Source organism: Mesorhizobium sp. M0217 (assembly GCF_040321955.1).
GTDB lineage: Bacteria > Pseudomonadota > Alphaproteobacteria > Rhizobiales > Rhizobiaceae > Mesorhizobium.
Genome location: NZ_JAMYSN010000010.1, coordinates 59,428 through 78,206 on the forward strand (window position 1 = coordinate 59,428; position 18,779 = coordinate 78,206).

An 18,779-nucleotide genomic window follows, 5' to 3' on the forward strand; every position below is an offset into this window, starting at 1 on the left:
GGCCGAGACGAGCCTTGATCTTCACCAGAAGAGGGAACTTCAGACCATGGACACGCAAAAACTCCTCGGCGAAGTCGCCGGCCAGCTGCTTTCAGGCGCCATCAGGGTGGTCGACCTCTCTGCGCAACTCGGACCCGATACGCCTCTTATCAAGCTGCCGCCGGAGCTTGCCGTCGACACGCCAAAGGTCGAGATCCATAACATCTCCCGTTATGACAAGAACGGCCCGTGGTGGGCATGGAACTGGCTGAAGCTTGGGGAGCATTCGGGCACGCATTTCGATGCGCCGCAGCATTGGATCAGCGGCAAGGACTATCCGGACGGCGCCACCGACACCATTCCGGCGCAGAATTTCGTCGGTCCGGTCAATGTCATCGACTGCTCGAAGGAAGCCGCCGCCGACCACGACTTCCTGCTCACCGTCGACCACATCAAGGCGTGGGAAGCCAAGCATGGCGCCATCAACGCCGGGGAGTGGGTGGTCATGCGCACCGACTGGTATAAGCGCAATGGCTCGGAAGCCGAATTCCTCAACGCCAACGAAACCGGCCCACATACGCCAGGTCCGACAGCCGAAGCCATCCAGTTCCTGATCAGCAAGGATATCAAGGGCTGGGGCTCAGAGACGATCGGCACCGATGCCGGCAAGGCCGGCGGCATGGAGCCGCCATTTCCGGCCCACACGCTGATGCACAAGGCGAACCGCTATGGCCTCGCCAGCCTCTGCAACCTCGACCAGTTGCCTCCGAAGGGCGCCATCCTGATCGCCGCACCGCTCAAGATCGAACATGGCACCGGCAGCCCGATCCGCGCGCTGGCGCTTGTATCCAACGGCTAGGTGAGAGCACGCCACGGTGAGCCAGCCGGATCACATCATCGTTGGCAGCGGCATCAACGCGCTGGTCTGCGCGGCGATGCTCGGCGGCAAGGGCGCGAAGGTGCTCATCCTCGAACGCAACAACCGCATCGGCGGTTGCATGCGTACCGAGGAGATCACCGCACCCGGCTTCATCCATGACGTGATGGCAACCACCTTCGTGCTGTTCATCACCTCGCCGGCCTTTGCGGCATTGGGCGGCGACCTCGCGCGGCATGGGTTGGAGTTCTGCCACACCGGCACGCCAACCGGCGTGCTGCGGCCGGACGGCAGTCATGCAGTGCTCACCACCAACCGCGCCGCCAATGTCGCGGCAATCAATGCGATTGCCGCCGACGATGGCGACCGGTATGCGGACGATGTCAGCGGCATCGAGCGCAATGCCGGCCTGTTGTTCGGCCTGCTCGGCGGCAGCCTGTGGTCCTATCCGACGGCGAAACTGCTGGCCGGCGATGCCTGGCGGCGCAGCCCACGCGGCCTTGCCGCCTTTCTCGGCGAAGCACTGGTGCCGGCGCGCAGCTGGCTGGAAAGCACCTATCGGTCCGAGACAATCCGCGCGCTGTGGGCGCCCTGGGTGCTGCACGCCGGGCTCGGACCGGAAGACGCCTTCTCAGGGCAGATCGCCAAGGTCATTGCCTTCGCGCTGGAAGCGGCCGGGGCGCCGATCGTCAAGGGTGGAGCGAAGACCCTGCTCACCGCCTTCGAAGCTCTGATAAGGGAACGTGGTGGCGACATCCGTACCGTCGCCGATGTCGCCTCGATCGTCCAGAGCGGTGGCCGCGCGACCGGCGTACGGCTCGCCTCGGGCGAAACGATTACAGCAAACAAGAGCGTCATCTGTTCGGTCACGCCGACGCAGCTTTACCACCGGTTGCTCGGCAGCGAGGCTCCCAAGGCCGATGTCGAAGCGACACAGAAATATCGCTACGGCAAAGGCAATTTCCAGATTCACTATGCGCTGAACAAGCCGCCGGCATGGCGCGGTGCTGGCCTGGACCAGGTGGCATTGTTGCACCTGACGCCGGGGCTCGATGGCGTCTCGAAAGCCTGCAACGAGGCGGCGCGCGGCATGCTGCCCGAAGTGCCGACCATCTGCGTCGGCCAGCCGCATGCGCTCGATCCGTCGCGCTGCCCGGAGGGCAAGGCGATCCTGTGGCTGCAACTGCCCGAGGCGCCCAGGCACATCAAGGGCGACGCCGCAGGCACGCTGCATGCACCGGCTGACGGACAATGGACCGAGGCGCTGCGTGAAGCCTACGCCGACCGCGTCGAAACCATTCTCGCCAGCCACATCGATGGCTTCAAGGGCAGCGTGATTGCGCGCCGCGCCTATTCACCGGCCGATCTCGAAGCGATGAACATCAATCTGGTCGGCGGCGACCCGTATGGCGGGTCGTCCACCATCGACCAGTCGTTCCTGTGGCGGCCGTTCAAGACCAGCCGCAACCATCAGACCGGCATCAAAAACCTCTATCACATCGGCGCCTCCACCCATCCGGGTGCAGGGCTCGGCGGCGGCTCCGGCTTTCTTCTGGCGGGCAGGCTGTGATGGAGCAGAAGGTCGCAGAAAAACGCCAGCGCATTTCGACGCTTGGCCAGATCGGCCTGCAGCAATTCGCGCCCTATCTGATGAACCGCATCATGGGGCGCTACAACGCCACCTTGCGCGACGATTTCCGCAAGCAGGGCCTGACCATTCCGCAGGTCCGCACGCTCGCCGTGCTGTCGGTCACCGACGGTGTCACCGTCAACGACCTCTCGGTCTACACCGTCATCGAGCAGTCGACCTTGAGCCGCACGCTCGACACGCTGGAAGGGCAAGGCTTCGTGCGGCGCGAGCAAGGCGTCACAGACAGCCGCATCCGCCATGTCTTCCTGACCGATGACGGCCGCGCCGAGTTCGCGCGCGCCTGGCCGGCAATGCATGACGCGTTCGAGGCGATGTTCGACGATGTCGACGACGCCGAATACGCGGCGCTGATCGCCACATTGCAGAAGATGCTGAAGAACATTCGCAAGCACGACATCTAGACGTTAGGCGCCGGCCGCACCGCCGGCAACGGAAGGTTGGAAAAATGGCCGAACGCTCTTTTGCCAAGGAAGTCGAAAAACTCAGGCTCGGCGCCGGCGAGGAATTTGCGGGCGAAGGCATTCTCGCCATCACCAAGGCGCTGCTGCAATGCGGCGTCGGCTATGTCGGCGGATACCAGGGCGCGCCGATCAGCCATCTGATGGACGTGCTGGCCGACGCACAGGAGATTCTGGGCGAACTCGGGGTGCATTTCGAGGCGAGCGCCTCGGAAGCCACCGCCACCGCCATGCTGGCGGCCTCGGTGCATTACCCCATTCGCGGTGCGGCGACCTTCAAGTCGACCGTCGGCACCAATGTCGCGTCCGACGCACTGGCCAACCTCGCCTCCGGCGGCGTCACCGGCGGCGCGCTGATCATCGTCGGCGAAGACTATGGCGAAGGCTCCTCGATCATGCAGGAGCGCAGCCATGCCTTCGCCATGAAAAGCCAGGTCTGGCTACTCGACCCGCGCCCCAATTTGCCGTCGATCGTCAAGGCGGTGGAGGATGGTTTCGAGCTGTCCGAGGCATCCAACACGCCGGTGATGCTGCAGGTGCGCATCCGCTGCTGCCATGTGCATGGCCATTTCATCGCCAAGGACAACAAGCGCCCGCCGATGACGGTGGCCGATGCGCTCGACGCGCCGCGCCGCGACACCGGCCGCATCGTGTTGCCGCCCGCCTCCTTCCTGCACGAGAAGGAGAAGGTGCAGAAGCGCTGGCCGGCGGCGGTGGAGTTCATCGCCAAGAACAAGATCAACGAATTCTTCGGTTCGGACCATGGCTCGGTCGGCATCGTCATGCAGGGCGGCATGTACAATTCGGTCATCCGCGCCTTGCAGCGGCTCGGCCTTGCCGACACCTATGGCGAGACGGATGTGCCGCTCTACGTTCTCAACGCCGTCTATCCCCTGATCGATGACGAGTTCCTCACCTTCTGCGAAGGCAAGCAGGCGGTGCTCGTGGTCGAGGAGGGCCAGCCCAACTACATCGAGCAGGCCTTTGCCGCCATGCTGCACAAGGCCGGGCGCGGCACCAGGCTGGTCGGCAAGGAGTATCTGCCGATGGCCGGCGAATATACCGGCCAGGTCATGCTGGACGGCATCGGCGCCTTCCTGCGCGCCGAGGCCCCGCATCTCTTGCCGGGTGAGGTGCGCGCGCCCAACAAGGTCGGCGACGGCGTTGACGCCGCGGACCTGATCAACGTCGTGCCGGGACGCCCGCCAGGCTTCTGCATCGGTTGCCCGGAGCGGCCGATTTTTGCCGCGACAAAGCTGGTCGAGCAGGAACTCGGGAACCACCACATCGCATCCGACATCGGCTGCCATTTGTTCTCGATCATGCCGCCTTTCGAGCTCGGCGCCACCACCATGGGCTACGGGCTGGGGCCGGCATCGGCATCGGCGTTCAATTCGCCCGACGCCAAACGGCGGTCGATCTCTTTCGTCGGCGATGGCGGCTTCTGGCACAATGGCCTGACCTCCTCGATCGGCAACGCGGTCTTCAACAAGAACGACGGCGTCATCGTCATCGTCGACAATTTTTACTCCGCCGCCACCGGTGGGCAGGACATCCTGTCGTCGCGTGCGGGCAACAAGACCAAGTCGACCAAGCATCCGATCACCGAGGCGGTGAAGGGCATGGGCGTCAAATGGCTGCGCCATGTCGACCGCACCTATGACATCACCAAGATGCAGGACACGTTACGTGAGGCGCTGACGACGGACGAAAAGGGTCCCAAGGTCATCGTTGCCTCGTCTGAATGCATGCTCAATCGCCAGCGCCGCGAAAAGCCGCTGGTCGACAAGGCGATCAAGGGTGGGACTCGCGTCGTCAAGCCGAAGTTCGGCGTCGATGAGGATATCTGCACCGGCGACCACGCCTGCATGCGGCTGTCCGGCTGCCCGTCCCTGTCGGTGAAATCGCTCGACGATCCCTTGCGTGACGATCCGGTGGCATCGATCGACCAGAGCTGCGTCGGCTGCGGCAATTGCGGCGAGGTGGCGGACGCCGCCGTGCTGTGCCCATCCTTCTACCGCGCCGATGTCGTGCACAATCCGGGCCGCTGGGACCGCTTCCTGGAAAGCGCTCGCCGCGCCGTGATCGGCCTGATGCAGCGCCGCCGCGAGAGCCGTAGGTTGACGTTCGCCGATGCTTGACCAGGCTTCGCCCTTGCGCCCGAAATCCGGTGCCACCGATACCGAGCCGGTGATCAAACTCGCTTTGCTCGCGGTCGGCGGCCAGGGCGGAGGCGTGCTCGCCGACTGGATCACCGATGTCGCCGAGCGCAATTCCTATGTCGCGCAATCGACCTCGGTCGCCGGCGTCGCCCAGCGCACCGGCGCTACGATCTATTACGTCGAGATGGCCCGCGACACCGGCCGGCTGCCGGTCTTTGCCCTTTCGCCTTCGCAAGGCGATGTCGACATATTGATCGCCGCCGAGCTGATGGAAGCCGGCCGCGCCATCATCAGGGGCTTCGTCACGCCCGATCGCACCACGCTGATCACCTCCTCGCACCGTATCGCCGCGGTGTCGGAAAAGATCGAGCCGGGTGACGGCCGGGCCTCGTCTTCCAAGGTACGCGCGACGGCGGAAGCTGCATCGAAACGCTTCATCGCCTTCGACATGGAAAAGATCGCCGCGGACAATGGCTCAATGATCTCGGCCAGTCTGCTTGGCGCGCTGGCCGGCTCCGACGCATTGCCGTTCACGCGTGAAAGCTATGAGCAAGCGATCGGCGCCGGCGGCCGAGGCGCGAAAGCCAGCCTCGCTGCCTTCGCCGTCGCCTACGACCGCGCGCGCGGTACGACGGCCCCCGCGCCACAGCCGGCAGAACCGGCCACGGTCGACCCCGCTCCGGGTGCAGGGCGCGTGAGCGGTCCGCAGAACCTGCTGCAGGGTTGGCAGGCGCTGGCCGCCCGCATCGACCTGATGCCCGCGGCGGTGCGCGACATGGCGCTTCGGGGCCTGAGAAAGGTCGTCGACTACCAGGACATCGCCTATGGCCGCGACTATCTCGACCGGTTGGACAAGGCCGTTGCGCTTGATGATCCCGGCCATGCCCATGCATTGTCCATCGCTGCCGCCAAGCATCTGGCCAACGCCCTGTGCTATGACGACATGATCCGCGTCGCCGATCTCAAGACTCGCTCGACCCGCGCCCAGCGCGTGCGCCGCGAGGTCGGCGTCAAGAACGGCTCCATCCTGCAGGTGACCGAGTATTTCCATCCGCGCATCGAGGAGTTCTGCGGCACCTTGCCGGCGGGGCTGGGCAACTACATTGAGAGCCGGCCGAAACTCGCTGCTTTCCTTGATCGTCGCATCAACCATGGCCGGCGCATTCGCACCGACAGCTTTGCCGGCTTTGCGGTCCTCTGGTTCATCGGCGGCCTGCGCCGCTGGCGACGGCGCCTGTTGCGCCACAAGGTCGAGACGGCGCATCTGGAGCGGTGGTATGCATTGGCAATTGGATATGTGCCCCAGGATTACGCGCTCGCCGTCGAAATCCTGAACTGCCGCCGGCTGATCAAGGGCTACAGCGACACCCACGTCCGCGCCCAGTCCAAATTCGATCGCGTGCTGTCGGCGCTCGATCTGGTCAAGGGCCGCGATGACGCTGCCGACTGGATCAGACGGTTGCGCGAAGCTGCGCTGAAAGACGAGAAAGGCGACATGCTCGATGGCGCGCTGAAGACGGTGGCATCGTTGTCTGATCATGGTGTGGGAAGAGGTCGAGCTTAGGCTGGTACCTCTACGCTACTGCCGCCGTTTCCTACTCCCACTGGATTCGCGGATTGAACACGCCGCTTCAGGCGAACGCAGCTCGGCTTCCACCCGGATGCGGGAAGCGTTGCCGGCGGACCTGCCGGGCGTCAGTCGCGCGATATGGACAGCCCCGAGAGAAGCGGAGCGTACGCGGCGAGCCTGCGGGATACGAACTCCGTGAAGAGCCGCACCCGCTTCGTCTTGCGTGTCTCGCCTTGCGTGAGAAGCCACAGTGTCCCATGCATGGGCACGTCGATCCCCGGCACCCTCACCAGCAGGGGGTCGGCATCTCCGACGAAGCACGGCAGTTTCGTTATCCCAATCCCCTGGTGCGCCGCGATGATCTGCGTCTCGGCGTCAGGTGTCCTGAACGGTACTCCCGTGACGTGAACTTCTCCCTCGCGCGCCCAGTCCGGAATTCCATGATTGTCTATGCCTATCCACCGGATGGGATCAGGCGTGCCCGCACGCCACGCGGCTAGTCGATCGCGAGACATGTAGACGCCGCTGAACAGCTCCGGTCCCTTCAGGCCGTGAAGATTGAGCGGCAGGGTCTTGCGGTCGGCGACAATGCGGATCGCGACGTCGGCCTCTCGGTTGGTCAGATTTGCCAGCTCACCGGACGACAAGATTTCCATCTCGATGTCGCGATGCAAACGCGCGAAGTCGGCGAGATCCGGCATGAGCAGGTGTGTGGCGAGGAACGGTGGAAGCGTCACCCGCAAAAGCCCGCGCGCGCTCTGGTCACGACCGAAGACTCGCGTCTCCAGCTGGTGCGACGACGCTTCCATCTGGGTCGCGAGATCGAGGACCTCTTCGCCCGCAGCCGTCAGGCGGTAGCCGGAAGGCAGCTTTTCGAACATCTGCGCCCCGAGGCGTTCCTCGAGCTGAGCGATGCGTCGCAGCACGGTCGAGTGGTTCACACCCAGGTGTGCGGCGGCGGCACGCACCGAGCCTACGCGCGCGGCAGCAAGAAAGTAGCGAACGTCATCCCAGTCGATCATGGTGCATTCCTGCGCAGCGAAGTGCGGCTTGCAAAAGCCCATACTAACACGATCAGCCGTAAGTTCGTGCGGTCATCGTGGCGTTCAATCATCTACTGGATCGTTTTCGCACCAGCGATGTGCGCGATTGCGCACTCACCGCCCGACTTCGGCGAACCCATCTTGAGGCTCTCGCGGGACTTTCCCGTACAGCCAAAGACACGAGACGGCGAAACGAAGGATGCATGACATGAACAGACTGAATGGAAAGACCGCTGTGATAACCGGCGGCGCTACGGGCATCGGCCGCGCCGCAGCCAAGCGCTTTATCGAGGAGGGCGCCTTCGTCTTCATCTTCGGCCGCCGGCAGGAAGCGCTCGACGCCGCCGTGGCTGACCTTGGGCCTAATGCCCGCGCGGTTATGGGCTCGGTCTCGGATGAGGCCGACCTCGACCGACTCTACGCTGCGGTGAAGGCCGAGCGCGGAAGCCTCGACATCGTCTTCGCCAATGCCGGGGCGGGAAGCCCGCTTCCGCTCGGCCAGATCACCGCCAGGCACATTGACGAAACCTTCGACACCAATGTGAAGGGTACGATCTTCACGGTCCAGAAGGCGCTGCCGCTGATGAGCCAGGGCGGTTCGATCATCCTGACCGGGTCGAGCGCCGGCACCACGGGCGCTCCGGGGTTCACTGCCTATAGCGCGAGCAAGGCGGCAGTGCGCAACCTGGCGCGGACCTGGGCGGAAGACCTGAAGGGCACCGGCATCCGCGTAAACGTGCTGTCGCCCGGAGCGACGGCGACCGAACTCGCGAAGGAGGCGTTAGGCGAGGAAGGCCAGAAGGCCTACGGCGCGATGACCCCGCTCCAGCGCATGGCCGATCCGGCGGAGATCGGGGCCGTGGCCGCCTTTCTCGCGTCGCCGGACAGCAGCTTCATGACCGCCAGCGAGGTCGCCGTCGACGGCGGCCTGGCTCAACTCTGACCCCCAGCGCGGTCCGTACCTGGCCCGTGCGCAACGAAAGACAAAGAATTATGAAAAAACTCGAAGGCAAGATCGCAGTCATCACGGGCGGAAGCAGCGGGATCGGATTGGCCACAGCCAAGCGCTTCGTAGAAGAAGGAGCGCGCGTCGTGATTACCGGGCGAAGAGAGAAAGAGCTGAACGAGGCCGCAGCCTTCATCATGAAAAGCGTTACGACGGTCGTGGGTGACGTGTCGCTCCTGGAAGATCTGGATCGCCTCTATGCCGTCGTGAAGGAGAAACATGGTCATATCGACATTCTCTTCGCCAACGCCGGCGCGGGGACGATCGCACCGCTCGCCGTCGCTACCGAGGCACATTTTGATCAGACCTTCGATGTGAACGTGAAGGGTCTGTTCTTTACCGTGCAGAAGGCCCTTCCCCTGTTCAAAGACGGCGGTTCGATCATCCTGAATTCTTCAGTGTCGAACGTGTTGGGGCTTCCAGGGTTTAGTACCTACGCCGCGAGCAAGGCGGCTGTACGCAACTTCGCGCGCGCTTGGACACTGGAATTCAAAGACCGCAAAATCCGCGTCAATGCAATGAGTCCGGGACCAATCGAGACGCCGGCCTTGGAGACAACGACTGGCCTTACTCCTGAGCAAGCCGAGCAAGCGGCCGCCCAGTTTGCGTCACAGATCCCAATGGGTTGCAGGGGCAAACCAGAGGAAATCGCTGCTGCCGTCACGTTCCTCGCCTCCGATGAAAGTTCTTTCGTCACCGGCGTGGATCTCGCCGTCGATGGGGGCATGGCGCAAGTCTGACCCCGACATTAGCACCAGATCGGAGAAATACTATGAACTATGCAATCGTAGGATTCGGCAATATCGGACGGGCCCTTGCCAAGGCGTTTGCCCGAAACGGCATCGAAGTTTCCGTTGCAACCACACGCGACCCGGAAAGCTTTGCCGCCGATGCGGCCGCGATCGGACCCACCATCATCCCCAAAAAACTGGCGGAAGCCATCAAGGCGGACATCATCTTTTTGGCTGTCCGCTTCGAGGCGCACCCGAATGTTGCGAAGGCGCTCCCCACCTGGCAGGGGAAGACGATCATCGATGTGACCAATGCCTATGGCGTGCCCCCTGAGGAACTGGGAGGACAACCTTCTTCCAAGTTAATCGCGCAGGCCTTCTCTGGCGCAAAACTGGTCAAGGGCTTCAACCATCTGGTCGCCCCGGTGCTTGATCAGGATCCGGCCGTACATGGTGGCCGGAGGGTCGTGTTCTTGGCAAGCGACGATGATGCTGCCGCAACACAGACTGGGGAGCTTGCGGAAAATCTCGGTTTCGCGCCGATTAAGCTTGGCGGGGTGTCGGAAGGTGGCCTGCTGGTCCAGGCGCGCGGAAACAGCTGGGGTCATCTGATCTTCAAGGACTTGGTCAAATTCGACTGACGAGCGCGACGTCCCCGGCAAAGAGACGACGCACGCGATCGGAACTCGGATCGGATCAAGCCCGATCCGATCCGAGCAAATGGAGAAATCAGTATGAGCACCCAGAAGAATATCCACTAGGAAATTTCGATGTACGACCAATCCAAGGTGTCCGATTTAATCCGGTTCGCACGAATCGAGGCGGGCTCCACCGTGATCGACGTTTACCCTGGCGACGGAGACTGGACGCGCCTCTTCTCCGACATCGTCGGATCAGAGGGGCGGGTCTACAGCTTCGTGCCGGCCGAAGTCGCCCACTTCAAGAACGATCCGGTCGGCCTCATGCGGACGCTCGCGAAGGAGCCGAGCCGAGAGAACGTCGAAGCCGCCTCGGCGGATCTCGTCGCGATGCCGAAGGTCACGCCGCCAGCCGATGTCCTATGGCTGCACCTGTTTTACCACGATCTTCACACCGCCCTGGTCCAGAAGAAGGGTGCGACGGCGGCCGACTTCAATCGAGCTGTCTACAAGCGGCTGAAACCCGGTGGGTCCTACGTTATCGTCGACCACGCCGCCGCCACTGGGTCGGGCACGAGCGACACCCGGTCGCTGCATCGGATACCCTGCATTCGTCCGCGAGGAGGTGGAGGCGGCCGGCTTCGTACTGGACGCGGAAAGCACCGTGCTCGCGAACAAGGATGACCCGCACTCGATCAAGGTGTTCGATCCCGCGATCAAGGGCGAGACCGATCGCTTCGCGTTTCGGTTCGTGAAGCCCTGACAGCTCCCGGGCGCCGACTTTCATGTCGACCTCCCATTGAGTCCATCAACTCGGGTTCGCACCCGTCAAGCTGGGAAAGCTCAACGAGGATGGCGCGCTGGTGCACGCACGCGATGCGGCAGCGCCTTGAAGGCGTCCGAGGTGATGATGGCACAAGGTTCTGGAGCACACCTGCCGCAGGTTCCTGATCTGAACTTGATGAAATGACGGAAGTCGCCGCGCCGTTGAGGGAGCCGGCGCATCCCCTCAGGGATGCGCCGGGACAAACGGTTCAAGAATGGTGGATTTCCGTTCCCAGCACCTTCAGGCATTCACGGATGAACGCCGCAAGCGCGGTCCAGCCTTTGGCTGAAACCATGGTCCCATCGACATAGGCGTCGGTGGGAGACAAATCGATATAAGTGCCGCCGGCAAGCGTCACCTCCGGCTCGCAAGCGGCGAGCGCCGCCACCTTCTTGCCGCGCACGACGCCGTCGACCGCGATCAGAATCTGGACGCCATGGCAGATCGTGAAGATCGGCTTTTTTGCCTCGTGGAAATGGCGCACCATCGCTTGTATCCGCTTGTCGGTGCGGATGTATTCGGGGCCACGACCGCCGGCGCAATAGACAGCGTCGTACTGGCTCAGCTGCCTCTCGGCGTCGGCGAAGGTCTTGTTGATCAGCGCATTGTGGCCGGGCTTTTCGGTGTAGGTCTGATCGCCCTCGAAATCGTGCAGCGACGTCTTGATCATGTCTCCGGCGCTTTTGTCGGGGCACACGACATGAACGGTGTGTCCCACCGCTTCCATCGCCTGCTGATAGACGAAGATTTCATACTCCTCGGTGAAATCACCGGTCAGCATCAGGATTTTTTTGGCTGGCATGTCTTTTCCTCTCGGCTTGTTTCAGGGGCGAGGTGCACTGCGCCTCCTTCCCGGTATCGAAATCGGCTCAGAACGGGGAGTAGAATTCGTAGGCGGCAGGCTGGGCGAACAGCGGCGCGCCGCGCTTGAGGGTGCCTCGGGCAAGCAACATCGCCGCTACTCGAACGCAGGCAGGAGCCTGTCCCGCGAATTTTCGATGTGCGCACGCATGGCTTTTTCGGCGGCGTCCGGATCGCCCGCGGCAAAGGCAGCGAGAATAGCCTCGTGCTCGTCGAGCGCCTCTTCGGTCACCCTGGAGTGATACATCAGGCGGAAGATATGGAAGTGGGTATGCTGGTGATTCAGCGTCTCGCGAATGAGTTCGTTCTGGGCGAACTCGACGATCTTGTCGTGGAAGATCGCATCCTGACGGGCGAAGTTCGAATAGCGCAGGCGTTCGTCTTTCCCCACCCGCCGAGCCATGACGCCGGCCGCCTCCTGCAGCGCGGCAAGGCGCTCGCCGTCCATTGTTGCGGTGGCTTTGGCCGCGGCGGCAGGTTCAAGCAATAGACGCAGCTCGTAAAGCTCGTCGAAGCGCCGGCGGGTGATTTGTGGGGCGGCGCGATAGCCGATCAGGTGGGTTTTCAGAACCAGCCCTTCCCCCTCCAGCCTGCCAAGCGCTTCACGAATGGGGGTATGCGAGACGTTGAATTCCTTGACGAGATTGTCGACGGTGATGCGCGATCCCGGAGCAATCCTCAAAGACATCAGCTGCGCGAAGATTGCTTCGTAAACGTCGCCAGCCAGACTGTTGGCGCGCTGAATACGACCGGTCGCACGGGCTTCATTGTCAACCGTCAGGTCCGTGTTCTGCATCGTTTGCCTCTTGACAGAACCACCCACTAACACGATGCTCCGCGAAACTCAATCCTATATCCTATACGATTTTATTAGAGGGCATCGCATGATCATGACCTGCAGCGCCGAGGTCGGCCTCTGGCACGAAGCCAAGCCTGTCGGCTTCCAACCCGTCTTCGCAGGATCTTGTGCATGAGCTTGTTTGCAGCGGCGCGCCTGCCGAGCGAGATTCTGTTCGGCAAAGGCCAGCGCCATGTCCTGCCTGCCATCGCCGCCAAATATGGGCGCCGCGCGTTCGTCTGTACCGATGAGCGCTTCGCGGCGACGTCGCAGTTCGCCGAGATTCTCGCTGGCTTGCACAACGCGGCGATCGAGACGTTGGTCTTCGACCGAACGCTGCCGGATGTGCCGCGCGACAGCGTCGCCGCCTGCATTGCGCAAGCGAAAGATTTCAAGCCGGACATGGTGATCGGCATCGGGGGCGGCAGCTGCCTCGATATGGCCAAATGCGCTGCACTTCTGCTCAGCCATGGCGGCAAGCTCGAGGACTACTATGGCGAGTTCAAGGTACCCGGCCCTACCCTTCCGATGATCGCAGTGCCGACGACGGCTGGAACAGGCTCCGAGGTGACCCCCGTCGCCGTGATCTCCGACCCGGATCGGACGCTGAAAGTGGGTATCGCCAGTCCGCATCTCATCGCAGCAGTGGCGCTTTGCGATCCGGATCTGACGGTGACCTGTCCACCGTCCTTGACGGCGATCGCCGGCGCCGACGCGCTGACGCACGCAATCGAGGCCTTCACAGCGGCCAAACGCGGCGCGGACCCTCATTTGCCGCAACAGCACGTGTTCATCGGCAAGAGCGCTCTGACCGACCATTTCGCGCTTCTGGCCATCAGGCTGCTCGGCCGCAGTCTCGAAAAGGCATATCGCGACGGATCGGACGAGGATGCGCGCGCCGACGTCATGATGGGAGCGCTGGCCGCCGGTTGCGCCTTCGGTACGGCGGGAACGGCCGCCGCCCATGCGGTGCAGTATCCCGTCGGCGCGCTTACCCACACCCCGCATGGCCTGGGAGTGGCCACCATGCTGCCCTATGTGATGACCTACAATCTGGCCGCAGCAGCCGCGGAGATTGCGGAAGTCGGCACTGCTCTTGGCCTTTCCCTTCAGGGCGGCGGCGCCGATGCCTTGGCGCACGCCACCATCCGTGAGGTGAGCCGGCTGTTTGGCGCCATCGGCATCACACCGACATTGGCCGAACTGGGTCTTCCCGAAGACAAGATCGACTGGACGGCTGAGCAGGCGCTGGGCATCGACCGGTTGATCAAGAACAATCCCCGCCCGTTCGACCTTGCCGCGATGCGACAGCTGGTCAGGGCTGCCTATGACGGCGACATGTCCGCCACCATGATGTGACCGACCAGGAGTTCATCCAATGAACATTGCCGCAGGCATATCCGACGAGGATCAAGATATGTTCGACTACGCCACGGTCTCGCACGGTCTCTACATTGGCGGACGCTGGCGGCCTTCATCGGAGGGTCGCGTGATCGAAGTGGTCGATCCCTCGACCGAAGCCGTGATCGCTGCGGTTCCCGACGCCACGCTCGCCGACGCCACCTCCGCCGTCGACGCGGCCGCGAAGGCGGCGGCCGGCTGGCGCGAGACCCCGCCACGCAGGCGATCGGAAATCCTGCGGCGCTGCTTCGAACTGATGACGGAACGGGCGGAGACGTTGGCCGCGCTGATCTCGCTGGAGAACGGCAAGGCGCTGCGCGATGCGCGCGGCGAAGTCGCTTATGCGGCGGAATTCTTTCGCTGGAACGCCGAGGAAGCGGTCCGCATCAACGGCGAGTTCGGCCTTGCGCCCTCGGGCGCGAACCGGATCATTGTCGACTACCAGCCCATCGGCATTTGCGTGCTCATCACCCCATGGAATTTCCCGGCTGCCATGGCGACACGCAAAATCGCTCCGGCGCTCGCGGCCGGCTGCACGGTGATCCTGAAGCCCGCCAGCGAGACACCGCTGACGGCCTATGCGCTTGCGGCGCTCTACGAGGAAGCCGGCGTGCCGCCCGGCGTCGTCAACGTCCTGACGACCTCGACCCCCGGACCGGTGACGGCGGCCATGCTGGCCGATCCGCGCGTGCGAAAGCTGTCCTTCACCGGCTCGACCGGCGTCGGGCGCGTGCTGCTGGCCGAAGCCGCAAAGCACGTCATTTCCTGTTCCATGGAGCTTGGCGGCAACGCACCCTTCATCGTCTTCGACGACGCCGACCTGGAAGCAGCCCTCGACGGTGCGATGGTTGCCAAGATGCGCAACGCCGGCGAAGCCTGCACAGCCGCCAACCGGCTTTACGTTCAGGCCGGCATCCATGATGCTTTCGCGGATGGGTTGAGCAAACGCATGGCCGCCCTGACCATTGGCCCGGGCACCCATTCGCCGACCGAGTGCGGTCCGATGATCACCAGGAAGGCCGTGGATAACATCGATCGCCTCGTTCAGGATGCGGTTGCCCGTGGCGCCAGGGTTTTGTGCGGAGGGACGATCGCCGAAGGCAAAGGATATTTTTACCCCCCGACGGTGCTTCGCGATGTGTCCTCTGACGCCGCCATGCTCCACGAGGAGATATTCGGTCCGGTGGCGCCGATCAGTCGCTTCGAAAGCGAGGCGGATGTCATCGCCAAAGCCAATGACACCGAATACGGTCTCGCTGCCTACATCTATACGCGCGACCTGGGCCGGGGGATGCGCGTGGCATCGAAGATCGAGTCCGGCATGATCGCGCTCAACCGCGGCCTGATGTCGGATCCGGCGGCGCCTTTCGGAGGTGTCAAGCAGAGCGGGCTAGGCCGCGAAGGCGGTCAGAAGCACGGCGTTGCCGAGTTCATGGAGGCCAAGTACATCGCCGTGACCCTGTGAGCGGACATCACGCCAAAGATCTGTTTCGCATTCGCGATCATGTGGTCGAGTTCGATGACATCGTCGCCGAGATCGTTCGCAGAAGCGAGGAGACCAGGGCCAACGTTCCCATGGTCGCCGATGTCGCCTACGGGGCTGACGCCACCGAAACCATGGATCTGTTCTTTCCCGAGGGCAAACAGGACCGCCTGCCGGTGCACATGTTCATCCACGGGGGCTATTGGCGCATGTTCTCCAAGCGCGACTATTCCTACGTCGCCCAGACCGTTACGAACGCAGGTGCGATCGCGGTCATTGTCGACTACGCGCTGATGCCGACCGTCAGGATGGCCAGGATCGTCGACCAGGTGCGCCGCGCCAAGCGATGGGTATTTGACAATGTCGTACACCATGGCGGAGATCCCGACCTGCTGACCGTTAGCGGTCATTCCGCCGGCGCGCATCTGGCAACAATGCTTTTCGACGGTGACGAGCGGCCTTCCGGCATCAAAGCTGCGTTGCTGCTTGGCGGCCTTTACGACCTGAAGCCATTGCAGATGTCGTTCCTTGCCGCCGAGATCGCGATCACCGACGAGGAAGCCCGCCGATTCTCGCCCATCGATCACAGTTTCGATCCATCCGTGGACGTAGATATCTTGGTCGGCGCCGATGAAACGCCGCCGTTCCACAGCCAGGCCGCACTCTTCACGGACCACCTTGACACACAGGGACTGACTGTTTCGCGCACCACCCTTGGCGGGGCCAATCACATGAGCAGCGTCCGTGACCTTGGCTTGGCTGGTACCGAGGCCGCGTCACTGCTGGCCCGCGTCGTGGCCGCCTGAGAGTTCCGCCAGAAGCGCTGCTGGGCGCGACCGTTCTTCGCAGTAGCGTCGCAGCATCGAGGTGCCGACCGCGGTGGCGAATCTTCCGCCACCGGTCCCCATACCGTAAGCCCGCCGGCGATGTCGACGTCGACGTGGTTCATGCTTTCCAGCGTGATCGAGCTTGATAACCGATGTCGGCGATCGCCGTCATGCAGGCAGCCCAGTTGAGTTCTCAAGGCTGGCCGGCCAAAGACGCCCCTCGGGGGAGAGCGGGCCGACGTTCCGTAACACCGGCCCGCAACCTTCAGAATACGATAGCCCGCGGCACCCCGGAGAAGGGAATCTGCGCTCTCACACCAGCATCGACTGCTGGGCGAAGATGCCCGCCATCGCGCCGTGCGATATTGCCAGGGTGACCGATGGCGGCGTGAGGGGGTTGGCGAGGTCGCCCGCGGCGTAGATGCCGGGCATGCTGGTTTCGCGGCGCTCGTCGACCTTGAGGATTACGCCGAGGGGCGTATCGACCGTGGCGAGGCCCAGTGATTCGTGCAGGCTTGCGGACGGCTTGTTGCGCGGATGCGCGAACAGGATGTCGACCGCGACATTGGGGCCGGTATCGAGCTTGACGGTGGCGTTATGCCCCCCGTGATGGGCGATCTCGCTGATCCGGCCGTCGACGACAGGTATGTTGCGGCGCGCCAGACCGGCCCAGATATCGGGCGGAATGTCGTGACCATCAGCGAAGACCGTCAACCTGTCGGTCCAATCGTGGAACAGCCTGACCTGATTCATCGACTGTGGGCCGGACCAGACGAGGCCCCAATGCTGGCCGGCGACTTCAAAGCCGTCGCAATAGGGGCAGGGCACGATGGACGTGCCCCAACCTTCGGCAAAGCCCGGAACATCAGGCATCTGGTCGGCGACGCCATAGCTCAGGATCAGGCGGCGCGCGCCGAGGCTTCCGCCATCGCCAGTGAGGACGGAGAAATCGTCGATGGCCCCGGAGAGGCTGTCGGCCCGGGCATTGACCAGCTTGATCGTGGGATAGCGCGCCAGCTGCCGGCGCGCCTCGGCCAGGATGTCCAGCGGTGGCTTGTGATCGTGGCCGAGCAGGCCATGCGAGTGGCCGGCGAAGCGGTTGCGCGGCAGGCCGGTATCGAGAACGGTGACCTTACGGCGGGCACGGCCGAGTTGCAGGGCACCGGCGAGACCGGCAAAGCTGCCGCCGATGATGATGACGTCATCCATGATGGGCTCCGTGTTGTGGATGAGGGGCTGGTTGGACCAAACCTACCCATCGGCTTGCGCATTTCAGAAACTACATGGTATCGTAATCCAAGAATTAGGATACTGTCAAGGACTGGAATTGTCGTGACCGAAAATAGCCAGGGCCGGCGCGGCCGACCCGCCAACGAGGCGCTTGGCCAAACGATACTCGACGCTGCGTCCGAACTCTTTGTGGAATTGGGTTTTCAAGCGACCACATTGGACAAGGTCGCCCAGCGGGCGAAGATATCTAAACTCAGCATCTATCGGCACTTCGAGAACAAGGAGGCGCTGTTCAGCGCGGCCATCGCGTCCGGCTGCCATCAGTTGTTTGCACCACAGGCCCTTCTTGAAGGCGTCGGCGGTTCGGTCGAGGATCAGCTCATGGCGGTGGGATCATCCCTACTTCGCACGCTGTTGAGATCAGATGTCCGCAATGTCGAAGCCATGGTCATGGCCGACCAGACGAATCCAAAGTCCTTAAGCAAGCTCCATTACGAAGCCGGCCCCGCCAATGTCATCGCCCAAATCGAGGCCCTGTTGCGTCAGTTGCACGCGAAGGCGGTTCTGAACGTGCCCGATCCTCTCCGGTCCGCCCGCTTGTTTGCCGCGCTTTTCAAAGGATCCGATCTCCTGATTATCGCACGCTTCGATGACGCGAGAGCAGCGGACGACAACGAAATCGAATCCTATTGCCGGTCGGCCGTCGCCATGTTCATCGCTGCGCACGGCTAGCAGTCCGCCCTGCCCGCTAATCATTGTATTTCTGCGAAATACTCCGCTAGAGCCGCCGTCGCGATGGCGCCCATCCACCTCATGTCGATCGCGTCGGTCGGGCTGCGCGCCCGCCGGTGAGCGGCATCTCCTACCTGCTCCGGTCACAGCGCTGACCCTTGAGCGCCTCGGCCGACCTGTGAGGGCGAGGAAGAGAATGCCGGTTATGGCCGCGAGAATCGAGCAGATGAGGTGTCGATCGCCGCGAAGGGACACCTGCGGACGGACCTTCTTTGGTACACTTGAGTACGTCCATTCGTGGCTCGGGCTCCGGCGGTTCGTGCCCCGACGCGCCCGCGAAGGCCGCTGGTGCCCGCGACAGATCCTTCCAAGGTGCGGGTCTGGAATGGCCCAAAAATTCTCTCGAGCTCCCGGAACATCGGTCCGCCCCTGTGGTTCGACAAGCAGCGGCACAGTCGATCCAACC

Annotated in this window: 16 protein-coding genes and 1 pseudogene; 13 read left to right on the forward strand and 4 right to left on the reverse strand. The window is 63.2% G+C overall.

Going from position 1 to position 18,779, the window contains the following annotated elements; all coding sequences use genetic code 11:
• Positions 1-46: 46 nt before the first annotated feature.
• From NKJ18_RS17570 to NKJ18_RS17590, 5 genes are read left to right on the forward strand one after another with little or no spacing between them, the layout of a single operon-like run.
• Positions 47-838, forward strand: a complete 792-nt coding sequence (locus NKJ18_RS17570; RefSeq protein ID WP_023695181.1) for a cyclase family protein — start codon at positions 47-49, stop codon at positions 836-838.
• A gap of 16 nt (positions 839-854) precedes the next feature.
• Positions 855-2,426 carry a phytoene desaturase family protein gene (locus tag NKJ18_RS17575; protein WP_023735693.1) on the forward strand — a complete coding sequence of 524 codons (1,572 nt, stop codon included), beginning with the start codon at positions 855-857 and terminating at the stop codon, positions 2,424-2,426.
• Positions 2,426-2,908: a MarR family winged helix-turn-helix transcriptional regulator gene (locus NKJ18_RS17580; RefSeq protein WP_023667791.1), complete on the forward strand. Its 483-nt coding sequence runs from the start codon at positions 2,426-2,428 to the stop codon at positions 2,906-2,908. Before NKJ18_RS17575 ends, NKJ18_RS17580 begins: the two co-directional genes overlap by 1 nt.
• Positions 2,909-2,952: 44 nt before the next feature.
• The gene (locus NKJ18_RS17585; protein WP_023692297.1) at positions 2,953-5,106 is read left to right on the forward strand and encodes a thiamine pyrophosphate-dependent enzyme; all 2,154 of its coding nucleotides are present in this window, start codon (positions 2,953-2,955) and stop codon (positions 5,104-5,106) included.
• Positions 5,099-6,691 carry an indolepyruvate oxidoreductase subunit beta family protein gene (locus NKJ18_RS17590; protein WP_023692298.1) on the forward strand — a complete coding sequence of 531 codons (1,593 nt, stop codon included), beginning with the start codon at positions 5,099-5,101 and terminating at the stop codon, positions 6,689-6,691. Before NKJ18_RS17585 ends, NKJ18_RS17590 begins: the two co-directional genes overlap by 8 nt.
• Positions 6,692-6,822: 131 nt before the next feature.
• Here the strand turns inward: NKJ18_RS17590 and NKJ18_RS17595 are convergent, their stop codons facing one another.
• Positions 6,823-7,719: a LysR family transcriptional regulator gene (locus NKJ18_RS17595; protein WP_023667788.1), complete on the reverse strand. Its 897-nt coding sequence runs from the start codon at positions 7,717-7,719 to the stop codon at positions 6,823-6,825.
• Between the two features lie 229 nt (positions 7,720-7,948).
• Between NKJ18_RS17595 and NKJ18_RS17600 the strand changes: the two genes are divergently transcribed.
• The 4 genes and pseudogenes from NKJ18_RS17600 (at position 7,949) to NKJ18_RS17615 (ending at position 10,878) form a co-directional block, all read left to right on the forward strand.
• The gene (locus tag NKJ18_RS17600; protein ID WP_023699875.1) at positions 7,949-8,683 is read left to right on the forward strand and encodes an SDR family NAD(P)-dependent oxidoreductase; all 735 of its coding nucleotides are present in this window, start codon (positions 7,949-7,951) and stop codon (positions 8,681-8,683) included.
• Between the two features lie 50 nt (positions 8,684-8,733).
• Positions 8,734-9,486 (forward strand): SDR family NAD(P)-dependent oxidoreductase, encoded by a 753-nt coding sequence (locus NKJ18_RS17605; RefSeq protein WP_023751777.1) that lies wholly within the window; start codon positions 8,734-8,736, stop codon positions 9,484-9,486.
• 32 nt (positions 9,487-9,518) lie between these two features.
• Positions 9,519-10,118, forward strand: coding sequence for an NADPH-dependent F420 reductase (locus tag NKJ18_RS17610; RefSeq protein ID WP_023732290.1), 600 nt, complete (start codon positions 9,519-9,521; stop codon positions 10,116-10,118).
• 129 nt (positions 10,119-10,247) lie between these two features.
• Positions 10,248-10,878, forward strand: a pseudogene (locus tag NKJ18_RS17615) (class I SAM-dependent methyltransferase).
• A 271-nt stretch (positions 10,879-11,149) separates the two neighbouring features.
• Here NKJ18_RS17615 and NKJ18_RS17620 read toward each other — a convergent pair.
• Both NKJ18_RS17620 and NKJ18_RS17625 read right to left on the reverse strand, forming a co-directional pair.
• Positions 11,150-11,743, reverse strand: coding sequence for a DJ-1/PfpI family protein (locus NKJ18_RS17620; protein ID WP_023686902.1), 594 nt, complete (start codon positions 11,741-11,743; stop codon positions 11,150-11,152).
• A gap of 156 nt (positions 11,744-11,899) precedes the next feature.
• Positions 11,900-12,598 (reverse strand): GntR family transcriptional regulator, encoded by a 699-nt coding sequence (locus NKJ18_RS17625; protein ID WP_023667782.1) that lies wholly within the window; start codon positions 12,596-12,598, stop codon positions 11,900-11,902.
• Between the two features lie 174 nt (positions 12,599-12,772).
• On the opposite strand from NKJ18_RS17625, the gene NKJ18_RS17630 reads away from it, so the two are divergent.
• The 3 genes from NKJ18_RS17630 (at position 12,773) to NKJ18_RS17640 (ending at position 16,330) form a co-directional block, all read left to right on the forward strand.
• Positions 12,773-13,999: an iron-containing alcohol dehydrogenase gene (locus NKJ18_RS17630; RefSeq protein ID WP_352759007.1), complete on the forward strand. Its 1,227-nt coding sequence runs from the start codon at positions 12,773-12,775 to the stop codon at positions 13,997-13,999.
• 58 nt (positions 14,000-14,057) lie between these two features.
• Positions 14,058-15,506 carry an NAD-dependent succinate-semialdehyde dehydrogenase gene (locus NKJ18_RS17635; RefSeq protein ID WP_352759097.1) on the forward strand — a complete coding sequence of 483 codons (1,449 nt, stop codon included), beginning with the start codon at positions 14,058-14,060 and terminating at the stop codon, positions 15,504-15,506.
• A gap of 110 nt (positions 15,507-15,616) precedes the next feature.
• Complete coding sequence (locus NKJ18_RS17640) at positions 15,617-16,330, forward strand: alpha/beta hydrolase (RefSeq protein WP_352759009.1); 714 nt, start codon at positions 15,617-15,619, stop codon at positions 16,328-16,330.
• Positions 16,331-16,663: 333 nt separating this feature from the next.
• Here NKJ18_RS17640 and NKJ18_RS17645 read toward each other — a convergent pair whose 3' ends face one another.
• Positions 16,664-17,560, reverse strand: a complete 897-nt coding sequence (locus tag NKJ18_RS17645) for an NAD(P)/FAD-dependent oxidoreductase (RefSeq protein ID WP_352759012.1) — start codon at positions 17,558-17,560, stop codon at positions 16,664-16,666.
• A 123-nt stretch (positions 17,561-17,683) separates the two neighbouring features.
• Between NKJ18_RS17645 and NKJ18_RS17650 the strand changes: the two genes are divergently transcribed.
• A complete protein-coding gene (locus NKJ18_RS17650) occupies positions 17,684-18,313 on the forward strand; it encodes a TetR/AcrR family transcriptional regulator (RefSeq protein ID WP_023682757.1) in 630 nt (209 codons plus the stop codon).
• Positions 18,314-18,779: the final 466 nt, after the last annotated feature.